General features: G+C 63.3%; 11 protein-coding genes and 1 pseudogene. 10 read left to right on the top strand and 2 right to left on the bottom strand.

Features of this window, described 5'->3' with window-relative positions:
• The first annotated feature begins 134 nt into the window (after positions 1-134).
• Both ABD53_RS02950 and ABD53_RS02945 read left to right on the top strand, forming a co-directional pair.
• Entirely contained in the window at positions 135-911 is a 777-nt protein-coding gene (locus tag ABD53_RS02950; RefSeq protein WP_047864266.1) for an SDR family NAD(P)-dependent oxidoreductase, read from the top strand.
• Positions 912-946: 35 nt separating this feature from the next.
• On the top strand, positions 947-2,278 hold the full coding sequence (locus tag ABD53_RS02945) for an ArgE/DapE family deacylase (protein ID WP_053057607.1): 1,332 nt from the start codon (positions 947-949) through the stop codon (positions 2,276-2,278).
• A 253-nt stretch (positions 2,279-2,531) separates the two neighbouring features.
• Here ABD53_RS02945 and ABD53_RS17880 read toward each other — a convergent pair.
• Both ABD53_RS17880 and ABD53_RS02935 read right to left on the bottom strand, forming a co-directional pair.
• Positions 2,532-2,885 (bottom strand): annotated as a pseudogene (locus tag ABD53_RS17880) (3-hydroxyacyl-CoA dehydrogenase NAD-binding domain-containing protein); the annotation flags it as partial.
• A gap of 10 nt (positions 2,886-2,895) precedes the next feature.
• Positions 2,896-3,912, bottom strand: coding sequence for a 1-aminocyclopropane-1-carboxylate deaminase (locus ABD53_RS02935; RefSeq protein ID WP_047864265.1), 1,017 nt, complete (start codon positions 3,910-3,912; stop codon positions 2,896-2,898).
• Positions 3,913-4,165: 253 nt separating this feature from the next.
• Here ABD53_RS02935 and ABD53_RS02930 point away from each other — a divergent pair, with 253 nt between their 5' ends.
• The 8 genes from ABD53_RS02930 to ABD53_RS02895 all read left to right on the top strand — a co-directional run bounded on the left by ABD53_RS02930 (position 4,166) and on the right by ABD53_RS02895 (position 12,208).
• Entirely contained in the window at positions 4,166-4,432 is a 267-nt protein-coding gene (locus tag ABD53_RS02930) for a transposase (RefSeq protein WP_047864264.1), read from the top strand.
• Between the two features lie 684 nt (positions 4,433-5,116).
• On the top strand, positions 5,117-7,015 hold the full coding sequence (gene uraD / locus ABD53_RS02925) for a 2-oxo-4-hydroxy-4-carboxy-5-ureidoimidazoline decarboxylase (RefSeq protein WP_047864263.1): 1,899 nt from the start codon (positions 5,117-5,119) through the stop codon (positions 7,013-7,015).
• Between the two features lie 56 nt (positions 7,016-7,071).
• Positions 7,072-7,629, top strand: a complete 558-nt coding sequence (gene uraD / locus ABD53_RS02920) for a 2-oxo-4-hydroxy-4-carboxy-5-ureidoimidazoline decarboxylase (protein ID WP_047864262.1) — start codon at positions 7,072-7,074, stop codon at positions 7,627-7,629.
• The gene (gene pucL / locus ABD53_RS02915) at positions 7,626-8,492 is read left to right on the top strand and encodes a factor-independent urate hydroxylase (protein WP_047864261.1); all 867 of its coding nucleotides are present in this window, start codon (positions 7,626-7,628) and stop codon (positions 8,490-8,492) included. The genes uraD (ABD53_RS02920) and pucL overlap by 4 nt, the downstream gene beginning before the upstream one ends.
• Complete coding sequence (uraH, locus tag ABD53_RS02910; protein ID WP_047864260.1) at positions 8,489-8,863, top strand: hydroxyisourate hydrolase; 375 nt, start codon at positions 8,489-8,491, stop codon at positions 8,861-8,863. Before pucL ends, uraH begins: the two co-directional genes overlap by 4 nt.
• Positions 8,864-8,867: 4 nt before the next feature.
• Positions 8,868-9,326: a peroxiredoxin gene (locus tag ABD53_RS02905; protein ID WP_053057604.1), complete on the top strand. Its 459-nt coding sequence runs from the start codon at positions 8,868-8,870 to the stop codon at positions 9,324-9,326.
• A 114-nt stretch (positions 9,327-9,440) separates the two neighbouring features.
• Positions 9,441-10,856 carry a YfcC family protein gene (locus ABD53_RS02900; RefSeq protein ID WP_047864259.1) on the top strand — a complete coding sequence of 472 codons (1,416 nt, stop codon included), beginning with the start codon at positions 9,441-9,443 and terminating at the stop codon, positions 10,854-10,856.
• Between the two features lie 83 nt (positions 10,857-10,939).
• On the top strand, positions 10,940-12,208 hold the full coding sequence (locus ABD53_RS02895) for an allantoate amidohydrolase (RefSeq protein WP_047864258.1): 1,269 nt from the start codon (positions 10,940-10,942) through the stop codon (positions 12,206-12,208).
• The last annotated feature ends 34 nt before the right edge of the window (positions 12,209-12,242 follow it).

Genomic DNA, 12,242 nt, shown 5'->3' with positions numbered 1-12,242 from the left:
AAACCAGACCGCATTCCAGACTACCCTCGTACCGGTTCCGCCAATGATTCACCAATGATCCGCCACAACCACTATAGTGTGGTGCTGGCGTGCAGGGTTACCAGGGGTATCGAGGACGACGTACAGGAGGGACGTTGAGAGATTTCAGCCAGATATTTAGCCTCGACGGCAAGACCGCGCTCGTGGTCGGCGCGGGGCGGGGGATAGGGCACGCGGCGGCCCTCGGCCTCGCGGACTTCGGTAGCCGGGTCCTGTGCGCCGACATAGACGGGGCTGAGGATACGGCCTCGGAGATCTCCTCCCGTGGGGGCGCGGCGGAGTCGGTCGCGCTGGATATGCTAGATCCGGATTCGATCCGGGAGACCGCCGGGCGCGTGGGCGCTGTGGACGTGCTCGTAAGCTCGCCGAGCATAAACGTCCGCAAGCGGTTGCTGGATGTGACAGACGAGGAGTTCGACCGGGTAATCGACCTGAACATGAAGGGCAACCTGCGCCTGATGCGCGTCTTCGGAGAACGAATGCGGCAGCAGGGAGGCGGGAGCATCATCTTGTTCTCCAGCATCCGGGCGACGGTGGTTGAGCCCGGGCAGGGAGTCTACGCGGCCACGAAGGCCGGCACCCTCCAGATGGCCCGCGCCCTAGCGAGCGAGCTCGGGGAAGACGGGGTGCGCGTGAACGCCATCGCTCCCGGTGTCGTCGATACACCCCTCACGCAGAAGATCAAGGACGACCCTGAATGGTACGAGGCTTACGCCAGCAAGTCCGTGCTGGGCCGTTGGGCCGAGCCGGAGGAGTTCGTGGGCCCGGTGGTCTATCTGGCCTCGGAGGCGAGCTCGTACGTTACGGGATCTTACATGCTGGTAGACGGTGGCTGGACCGCCGCGGACGGCCGCTTCGAGCCCCCGCTGTAGCCGGCGCCACGCTGTACGAGGAAGTAGGGGAGTCGATGAACCACCAGAGCTACAAGACAGGCGGCGGCAGCTCCTATGATGCCCAGGCGATAGCTGGAGCCGTGGACTCGTATCGCGACGAGATCGTGCGTTTGTTGCAAGACTTTATCCGCATACCGACGATCAACCCTCCCGGCGAGGCTTACGAGGACTTCGTTGGCTTCATGGGGGGAGTGCTCGGGGAGCTCGGCTACGAGGTCGAGGTGCTGCGCGTGCCGGAAGAGCGCCTGGAGGAGCTCGCCGCTCACGGTAAAGGCCTGCCGCGGCCCAACCTGGTGGCGCGGCTAGAGGGAGCCGGTGAGGGGCCCCGGGTGCATCTCAACGGCCACTACGACGTGGTCCCGGTTGGCAACGACTGGAGCAGGGAGCCTTTCGGCGGCGAGCTCGTGGACGGGAGGATCTACGGTCGAGGCGCCACCGACATGAAGAGCGGGCTCGTGGCCCAGATCTTCGCCGTCGAGGCTCTGCGGCGGGCCGGGGTGCCCTGGAGAGGCGCCATCGTCCAGAGCGCGGTCCCGGACGAGGAGACCGTGGGAGTCACGAACGCCGGCGCCTACTACCTGGTCGAGCAGGGGGTGATACACAGGGACAACACCGACGCCGTGATCATCACGGAGCCCTTCGGCTCGGAAGGCGTGGGTATAGGCCACAAGGGTGCTATCTGGGGTGAGATCACGATCCACGGCCAACAGGCCCACGGAAGCTCGCCGCTGCTCGGGGTGAACGCCGTGGAGATGGCCGCCGAGTACCTCGCCGCCATCGACGCCGAGCTGCGGCCCAAGCTGAGCGAGCGGCTCTGCGAGTACGCCGTTACGCCATCCGAATCGGTGCATTCGACGCTCTCTTTCGACACCATCGAGGGAGGCGTCGCCACCAACATCGTGCCCGACCGCTGCACGCTCAGCTTCAATCGCCGTCTTCTGCCCGGTGAAGAGCTCGAGGCCGCGAGACAAGAGTTGTTGGGGCCGTTGGAGAGGGTTAGCGACGGCCAGTCGAGGTTCCGCTATCACTACAACGAAACCTACGCCACGCCCCCCACGCTAGTGTCCGACGAGGAGCCGCTCGTCAAGACGGCCCAACAGACCATAAGCTCGCTGGGCCTGACTCCGAAGCTCCTGATCTCCGCCGGCAGCGACGATCAGCGGTTCGTAGTCCACAATGCCGGTATTACCAACAGCATTATCTACGGGCCGGGGCGCACCGGAGAGTCGCACACCTCGGATGAGAGCATCGACGTGGAAGAGCTAGTCACCACGGTCAAGGGCCTGGCGCTAACGCTGGCCGCCACGCTGACGCCGGATGCCGGCGCCGACCGGCCACAAGGGTAGACGAGGCGGCACCGGGATCATCCCGGATATATTATCTCGCGGGTGCCGGCGCACGGACTTTTGGCGTAATCTACCTGATGCCTATAGAGCTTCCGGCCCGTTCGGGTATGCTGAGTGCCTCGTGCGCCCGGCGTAGCAACTTTAGCCGCTCGTGCACCTCTCCCGCGAACGGGCCGGACCCCGGCCCGGAGGCGTCCGCGTTCATCAGCATGTACTCGCCGGTAGAGAGCAGCCGTTCATTATCCGCGTCGTACATGCCCTCCTCGCCTCCGGCCATGTGGAAGGTGAGGTTTACGCCCATCAGCGCCCACCTAAGGCCCGGACCGTAGACTATGGCGTTGTCTAGCTCCTCGGTGGTCGCCACGCTCTCCGCGGCCAGATGCAGGTTCTCGCGCCAGAGGGCCTCTTGCAGCCTGTCGGAGAGATAGCCTTCGATCTCCTGTTTTACGTGAAGCGGCCGCATGCCGATTCGCCGGTAGAAGCCGAGCGCCCGCTCGATAGCCTCTGTTGAGGTCCTTTCGCCGCCCACCACCTCGACCAGCGGTAGCAGGTAGACCGGGTTGAAGTGGTGCCCGCTCACGTGCCGCCCAAACTGCCTTGTCGAGGCTGTCCCCGCCTCAGGAGAACAGCGTACTATAGCCGTTCAGAGCCGGTTGTCCTCCAAGATGGGCGTACAGAACGTTGGAGTCGGAGGATATCTCGCCGCGGCTGACCAGGTCGATCATTGCCGCCATGGACTTCCCTTCGTATACGGGGTCCGTGATCATGCCCTCCGTGCGGGCCGCGAGGCGCATCGCCTCCACCGTCGTCTCGTCTGGTATGCCGTAGGTGCCCGCATGGTACCTGTCGTCGAGGATGACCTCGTCCGTCCCGGGCTCGTGCTCGACCCCGATCTTTCGGGCGGTATTCGCGGCGATGCGGGTTATCTGCTCCTTTGTCTGCAGGGGCTTTGCAGAGCCGTCGATGCCTATCACCCGGCGGCTGCGGCCTCCCGCCTCTCGTAGAGCGGCGAACCCGGCGACCATGCCCGCCTGCGTGCTGCCGGTCACCGAGCACACGATTATGGTGTCGAAGAAGACGCCCAGCTCCTCCTGAGCTTCGAGTTCGTAGGCCCAGTTGGCGAACCCCAGCCCGCCGAGCTCGTGATCCGAGGCCCCCGCCGGTATTGGGTAGGGCTTTCCGCCCGAGGCCTCGACCTCTGCCAGGGCCGCCTCCCAGCTCTCCTTGAACCCGATGCCGAACTCCGCCTTGATCAGCCGCACGTCGGCGCCGACCATCCGGCTGAGCAGGATGTTGCCAACCTTGTCGTAGACGGCGTCGGGCCACTCTACCCAGCTCTCCTGCACCAGCACGCAGTGCAGCCCCAATCGCGCCGCCACTGCGGCCACCTGGCGGGTGTGGTTGGACTGCACACCGCCGATGGAGACGAGCGTGTCACAGCCGCTGGAGAGTGCGTCGGCGGCCAGATACTCGAGCTTGCGCGTCTTGTTGCCGCCGTAAGCCAGCCCCGAGTTGCAGTCCTCGCGCTTCGCCCAGAGCCGGGCACCTCCAAGGTGGCCGGTTAGCCGCTCCAGAGGGTGTACGGGCGACGGTCCAAACAGAAGCGGGTAACGCTCAAACTCCTCGATGCTCACCGGATCTCCTCTACATTCGATGCACCACTACCTGGGCAGTAGACGCCACCGCGTACAGGATGGCTCGCCCACCGCAACGATACCAACGTAGCAGATGACCCGGCCAGAATAAGGCAAGCGCCCTGTCACCCTGGTACGCCCCCGCCGGCGGAGGTTCCCCAACCCTTTACGGGTAGTCTAGATAGCATGGGAGTCCAGACGCCCACAATAAGCGAAAGGGCTCCATACGGGAAAGGACCACAGCCCGCGTAAGATCATCCGACATTTACGGGAAGCGGAAGGCAAGTTGACCTCCGGATCGACCGTCCCGGAGGTGACCCGCCAGCTCGGCGTCTTCGAGACCGCTTTCCACTGCTGGAAAAGGCAGTACGGTGGCATGAGCCCCGAGGAAGCAAAGAGAATCAGAGAGCACGAAAAGGGCAACGCCCGCCCGAAGAAGATGCCCGCCGAGCAGGCGTTTGAACCACTAGATGTAGGCACGTTCAAGGAGATGAGCCAGGGAAACGGGCTTCACCCCTAATCCCGGCTCGGAGAAGGAAAGCTGCGGGACACTTGCTGAGCAGAAAGTGGTCCGGTTAACAAAACTCCGCCGGAGCCGCTTTAACGATGCAGAGAGATGGGTTATCTTCTACTCATAGCCCGGCGACTTCTCCTTTCCCTTTCCCCACCTATCATCCCAAAGGTTCGCCGGGCTCCCTTCCCCGCTTTCCCTACTGATCAGCGAAGAGTTGCCCGTGAAGCGCGTAGAAGTGTAGGGAAGTATGGTTTGGACTGAATCCAGCACCTTGGACGGAGCAGAGGGGTCGCCACTCACCGAAAACACGCACTCGTGCTTGTCCGCTCTGCTATCGCTTCACGCTGTACGGCACGGTGGCGGAAGGTAAGCCGCACTCGCTGCGCGGCCCCGCCAAAATAGACGAGTGTGAGCCCCCAGGGTTAGACTTATATGGCCCTTGGCGAGGCTCCTACGTGGCTGCTGCCCATACCCCAACCCCGCAAACCCGCCGAACTTTTCTCCTGGCGGCCTGTTGACATTGTCTTCTGCATTGTAGTACGTTGATGTCGCTTCGTGAAATATAGGTGGAATATGGGTGGCCCGAGGCGCTAAGGTGGAGCGGTTTTGGGGGAGCTCCGGCGATTACGTGGCCTATGTCCGGGAGAGTCGGGTGAAGGGCCGCACGAGGGTTAAGGGGAAAGGAGTGAGATGGCGGAGTCGGTAAACGAGGAGACACGCAACGACCAGAGGACGCATCCCGTAGACGAGGTGTTGCCCGCGGGGAAGATGGCGGCCTACGGGCTGCAGCACGTGCTGGCGATGTACGCGGGGATCGTCGCGGTGCCGCTCATCGTGGCGACGGCTCTGGATCTTCCGCAGGAGTCGCTCGTCTACATCATCAACATAAGCTTCTTCATGTGCGGGGTCGCGACCTTCATCCAGGCCATCGGCTTCTGGAAGTTCGGGGTCAGGCTCCCGATAGTGCAGGGGACGACCTTCGCCTCCGTGACGCCAATGATCCTCATTGGTCAAACGTACGGGCTGCAGGCGGTGTTCGGCTCGATCATCGTGGCCGGGCTCTTGACCGTTCTGGCCGCTCCGTTCTTCAGTCAGCTCCGCAGGCTCTTCCCGCCGGTGGTGAACGGCGCCGTTATAACGATTATCGGGGCCTCGCTGCTGCCCGTGGCCATAAACTGGGCCGGCGGCGGAGACCCCGAGGCGGATAGCTTCGGCAGCCTCTCGAACGTCGCGATCGCGTTCGGGGTGCTGATCCTGATACTCGCCATCACCCGTCTCTCAAGCGGCTACCTGGGCCGGATAGCGATCCTGATCGGGCTCGTTGCCGGGTTGGTAGTCACCGCCGTGCTCGGGGTGGCAAGCTTCGGCGGTGTGGCCGACTCGGCGTGGGTCGGGATACCCATCCCCTTCAACTTCGGGTTCCCGGAGTTCCGGCTGGTGCCTATAATTACGATGACGCTGGTTATGGTGACCGTAATGGTCGAGACAACCGCGGACATCCTGGCAATCGGTGAGATCACGGAACGGGAGACCGAGCCCGAGGACGTGGCGCGCGGGCTGAGGGCGGACGGGATCTCGTCGGCCGTCGCCGGGGTGTTCGGCGTCTTCCCCTTCAGTGCTTTCGCGCAGAACGTCGGTCTTGTAAGGTTCACCGGCGTCAAGAGCCGGTTCGTGGTCGCCGCGGGTGGCGGTATTCTCATACTGCTCGGGCTCCTGCCCAAGCTGGGCGCCATCGTGGCCTCCATCCCGCTGCCCGTGCTCGGCGGCGCCGGCATCGTGCTGTTCGGGACCGTCGCGGCGGCCGGTATCCAGACGCTCGGCAGGGTGGATCTCGCCGAGACCCGGAACCTGATCATCGTCGCCGTTAGCATCGCCTTCGGGCTCATACCCGCCGTCTCTCCGGAGTTCTACAGCGGCTTCCCCGAGCGGGCCAGGGTGTTCCTCGACAGCGGCATCATCGCTGCGAGCCTCGCCGCCATACTGCTAAACGTGGTGTTCAACCTCCTGGGCCGGCAGAGCCAGGACATGGGAGATTACGGCGAGAACTTCGCGGACTTTGAGGAGAGTCTGACGGTGATGGACGCCAACGGGCTCGACCGGGAGCAGTTCGCCGACAGGTTCGCCCCGCTATTCCAGGGCGTGCGCTGGGTCCCCGAAGGAGCCTACGACGAGGATCATCCCTTCTCAAACATCCACGACCTGCGCCACGCCTTCCAGATATCCGTGTACGGGGCCTCGGAAGAGGATCAGGTCGAGCTGCTGCGCTCCTACACGCCGCTCGGTGGCGATGAAGGCGGGCTGTCGAGCCTCTCGGTCCAGGAACGCCGCTGGGTCGGCCTGACCTCCATGACCGAGGAGGAGGAAGAGGAGTTCCGGAAGGCGAACGCGGCATACGAGGAGAAGTTCGGCTTCCCGCTCGTGGTAGCCATCCGGGACCACACCAAGGAGACCCTGCTCGACGACGCAAAGTCCAGGCTCAAGCACAGCAGGGGGCAGGAGATCACGATCTCCATAGTCGAGGTGATGGAGATAGCAGCCTACCGGCTGCAGGATATGATCACCGACCTCCGGATCGGATCGCGGAGCTAGCGAGACCAGGAGGGGCCTAGAAGCTAAAAAGAAGTCGGAAGTCGGACGGGAGCAGGATGGCGAAGATTACGCTAGACGAGGTAAACGGGATGGGCCGGGAGGAGTTCGTGGCGAGGTTCGGCTCTCTGTACGAGCACTCGCCCTGGGTCGCCGAGGCCGCCGCAGAGGAGCGGCCCTTCGGTAGCGCGGACGGGATGCACGAGGCATTCGAGAGCGCCGTCCAGAGTGCTCCGCAGGAGAGCCGGGTCGAGCTAATAAAAGCCCATCCGGATCTCGCCGGGAAGGCCGCGATGGCCGGGGGGCTTACGCCCGAGTCCGCCAGCGAGCAGTCCTCGGCCGGCCTGGACCGGCTAACGCCTGAGGAGTACGCGACGTTCAAGCAAATGAACGACGCATACCGGGAGAAGTTCGGGCTCCCGATGGTCGTCTTCGTCAGGGCGCACACGAAAGATTCGATCCTCGAAAGCGCCCGGTCGCGGCTGGATAACACTAAAGAAGAAGAGGTGGAGAGTGCGCTGCGAGAGATAGCCAAGATAACCCGGTTCAGGCTGGATAACGCGGTAGAGGACTCGATGGTTAAGGCGGAAGAGCCAGAGAAGGGAGAAGAGCAATGACTCAGGCAACCGGCACGAGGATAGTCCTCGGGCAGAACAACTACGGCAAGTCCGACGTGCGGCTCGTGAAGGTCAACCGAGATAACGAGCGGCACGAGATGTCCGAGGTCCGGGTAGACGTCGCGCTCTCGGGCGATTTCGACGCCGCCCACGTCGAAGGCAACAACACCGACCTCCTCTCGACCGACACGATGCGAAACACCGTGTACGCCCTCTCCAAAGACAGGTTCAAGGGTGAGATCGAGGAGTTCGGACTCGCGCTAATAGACCATTTCCTCGAAGCCGGTCCGAAGGTGACCGGGGTCCGGATAGACTTCACCGAGCACCTATGGGAGCGCATCAAGGTGGACGGCCGGGAGCACGATCACTCCTTCGTCCGGGCCGCCGGGGTCCGCACCGCGACCGTCGAGGGCGACGAGAGCGGCGCACGCCGCGTCAAGGCCGGAATAGACGACGTGGTGGTCTTAAAGACCACGCAGTCCGGCTGGGAAGGCTACCTGCACGAGCAGTTCACCACGCTCCCCGAGACCGACGACCGCATCCTCTCGACCGTCGTAACCGCAGAGTGGGAGTACAACACCACCAGCGCGAGCTTCGGGGATACCTGGAGCGGGGTCAAGGAGCAGATCCTCTCGACCTTCACCGACCACTACAGCCCCTCGATGCAGGGCACGCTCTACCTGATGGGCAAGGCCGTGCTGGAGAGGTTTCCGGAGATACAGCGCATCCACTTCTCGTTCCCGAACCGCCACCATCTCCTCTACAACCTGGAAAGGTTCGGGATCGAGAACGACAAGGAGGTCTTCCACGCCGACGCCGAGCCCTACGGCCTCATAGAAGGCTGGGTGGAGCGGGAGTCTTGAGCGGATTTCTGACCACCCACGTCCTCGACACGGCGAACGGTCTCCCCGCCGCCGCCCTGGAGATAGAGCTCGCCAGGCTGACGGAGAGTGGAGAGCGGAGCGTTATCAAGACGGTTCGCACCAACGGCGACGGCCGCACGGACGAGCCTCTCCTCTCCCAGACCGAGTTCGAGACCGGCGTGTACGAGATCGTGTTCTCCGTCGGCGGGTACTTCGCGGGGATTTCGGGCTCATCTGGGACCCCCGACCTCCCCGAGCCCCCCTTCCTGGACCGGGTACCGGTACGATTCGGCATCGCCGACGCGGAGGCTCACTACCACGTGCCACTCCTCGCCTCGCCATACTCCTACAGTACCTACAGGGGGAGCTGATCCCATGCCCGAGCTACCACAGAACCTGCCAAAAGAGGGACAGAAGCTACCCGATCTCCGGTTCACCACCGAGGACGACGGCGAGCTCGCCATCACCGATCTAGCCGGGACGACCGTCCTCTACTTCTATCCCAAGGACGACTCGCCCGGCTGCACCAAGGAGGCCTGCGCCTTCCGGGACCGGATGGAGGATTACCGGGGGCGGGGGATACAGGTCTACGGCGTCTCCACGGACTCGCCAGAGTCGCACCGGGAGTTCCGCGACAAGCACGGCCTGAACTTCCCGCTCCTGACCGACGAGAACGGCGAGGCCGCGGTGGAGCTCGGCGTGCTCAAGGAGGGTGGCGTCGCCCGACGCGTAACCTTCCTGCTCGGCGGAGCGAAGGTGGAGAAAGTCTACCCGGAGGTCTCGCCCGAGACGCACGCGGACGAGATCCTGGTGAATGTGAGCAGTCCTTATTAGACGAATTTACCGACAATGCCAGCGCAACATCTACCGAGAGAGCTAGCACAGTAGGGACAGAAGTGTATGTGCAGTAAATCAACTGCGTAAACCTACTGGGAGGATTAAACGAGTATGACAGAGGAAAGACGCGCAGAAAGAAGAAACTGGCAACTGCCGCACATCTACGTCATCTTATTCCTCCTGATGACGGTGGCTGCCATAGCCACCTACTTCGTGCCCGCCGGTACCTACGACAGGGTCCCTGGCCCAGAAGGCCGGGAAACCGTCGACCCGGAGTCCTACCAACGAGTCGAACAGAACCCTACTGGCATCCAGGATTACATACTTGCCATCCCTGAAGGCTTAATAGACGCTGCCGAGGTCGTTTTCTTCACCTTCATCATCGGCGGCATGTTTATGGTGCTCAGGAGGACGGGGATAATAGAGCTCGGCGTCGAGAAGCTGACCCGGGTATTCGCCGACAGGAGCATCATCCTGATCCCGGTCCTGGTAACCGTGTTCGCGGTAATAGCGACCCTCATAGGCACGCCGGAGTTGAGCCTCGTATACATCCCGGTACTACTGCCCCTGCTGATTGCCCTGGGGTACGATTCGATCACCGCGGCTGCCATAGCCCTTATAGGTACCGCCACCGGCTTTACCGCCGGGGTGCTGAACCCGATCAACACGGGACTGGCGCAGCAAATCTCCGGGCTCCCACTGTGGTCCGGGCTGTGGTTCCGGGCTATCGTATTCGTGGTTATCGTCTCTGCTGGATTTCTGTACATCATGCGCTACGCGAGAAGGCTCCAAGAAGATCCCGAAAACAGCCTCGTGTACGAAGAGGACCGGGAGAAAAGAGAGCTCTATCGGGGGTTGGATCAGGTCGGAGAAAGCCGGGCGACCACCCGGCAAAAGCTCGCCGCGCTAGCCACGCTCGCGTTCTTCGTAGTACTGGTATATGGTGTTCTCGGCCTCGGCTGGTTCTTTCTGGAGATGTCCGGCCTATTCATCATAATGGGAGCCGTGGTCGGCCTGATCGCCGGGCTAACTCTTACACAAATCTGCGACGGGTTTAACCAGGGGTTCCGGGACGTGCTCATGGGGGCGATCATCGTGGGCGTGGCGAGGTCAGTCGCCGTGGTGATGGAGGAAGGGCAGATCTTGGACACTGTCGTTAACGGCCTCGGGGCTGCCGTCGGCCTGCTCCCGGGGATACTAGGTATCGTCGGCATGTACTTCGCCCAGCTCGCCTTCAACCTGATCGTCCCTTCTGGAAGCGGTCAGGCCGTCGTTATAATGCCGATCATGGCGCCTCTATCCGACATTATCGGTGTCACCCGGCAATCGGCCATCCTAGCCTACCAACTGGGAGATGGGCTGTCGAACATCATCTACCCGACCTCTGGATACTTTATGGCCGCTCTGGTGATAGCCGGTGTCTCCTGGGAGAAATGGGTCCGGTTCTTCTGGCCGCTAATGCTGATTTGGATAGGTGTCTCTATCGTGCTGGTCGTCCTGGCTCAGGCCATACGACTCACGGGCTAACCACACCGGGGAGCCTCTACCCTGTACGTTAGAGCGCGTGACCCTGGCCGCTATGTCCTCAAGAACGGGGAGGGTGTAAAAGTATGAAAGACACGGCAACCACCGTCATGGAGCGTTGCGACCTGCTCGCGAACATCAGCGAGGAAGACGACGCCCTGACCCGGCCGTTCGGCTCGCAGTCCATGCGGGAGGTGAACAAGATCGTCTCCGGCTGGATGGAGGACGCCGGGATGAGCGTCCGCCAGGACGCCATCCGCAACCTCGTCGGTCGCTACGAGGGCGAGGGAGAGGGGACCCTGCTGCTCGGCTCCCACCTCGACACCGTGCGCGACGCCGGCAAGTACGACGGCCAGCTCGGCGTCCTGACCGCGATAGCCTGCGTCCAGCAGCTCCACAACCGCGGCGAGCGGCTGCCGTTCGCCATAGAGATACCGGCCTTCGCCGACGAGGAAGGGCTGCGCTTCGGGACCACGTTTCTCGGCAGTTCCGTCTACGCCGGAGCCTTCGACCGTCAGCGGCTGAAGCTGGAGGATCACGCCGGCACCAATCTCTGGGACGCCGTACGGGACTTCGGCGGCGAGCCGGAGTCGCTGGACAAGGATGGCCGGAGCACCGAGGACCTGCTCGGCTACTGCGAGCTCCACATAGAGCAGGGGCCGGTGCTGGAGCAGGAAGATCTGCCGGTCGGCGTGGTCACCGGGATACAGGGGCAGAGCCGCATCCGGGTCAGCTTCGCCGGGGAGGCCGGTCACGCCGGAACGGTCCCGATGTCGACGCGCCGGGACGCCCTGTGCGCGGCGGCAGAGTTCGTGCTGGAGGTCGAGACCGCCTGCAAGGTGCAGCCCGGAGCCGTCGCCACGGTCGGTGAGATCTCGGCTCTGCCCGGAGCGGTGAACGTCATACCGGGCGAGGCGGAGCTTTCGGTGGACCTGCGCCATGCCGACGACGCCGTGCGCGAGAGCCTGCGGGATCACTTCGAGCACCGGGCCGGGGAGATAGCCCGCTCACGGGGCTGCGACTTCGGCTGGCAGGTGCGCCAGGAGACCCCGGCGGTTCCGGCGGACCCGGAGCTGACCGACCTCCTCGGAAAGGCCGTCGAGCAGACGGGAGTCGCTGTGCGCTCGCTCCCGAGCGGGGCGGGACACGACGCGGCCCAGATGGCTACGATCACGCCGATCACCATGCTCTTTATCCAGTGCAAGGAGGGTATAAGCCACAACCCCGCGGAGTCCGTGAGAAAGAGGGACGTCGGCGTGGCCATAGAGGTTCTCGGCCGCTTCCTGAAGCTGATGGGCGAGCACCGCGCCGATGCTCACTCTAATGGTGTCCCGGCTGGAGCGGGGACCGAGTAGTGCGTCGTAAGAGATCAGTCTCGACAGGCGGGGG

The sequence above is a fragment of the Rubrobacter aplysinae genome, from assembly GCF_001029505.1.
Classification (GTDB): Bacteria; Actinomycetota; Rubrobacteria; order Rubrobacterales; family Rubrobacteraceae; genus Rubrobacter_A; species Rubrobacter_A aplysinae.
The sequence above is the reverse complement of the archived record's forward strand: the minus strand, read 5'-3'. Positions and strand labels throughout refer to the sequence as shown.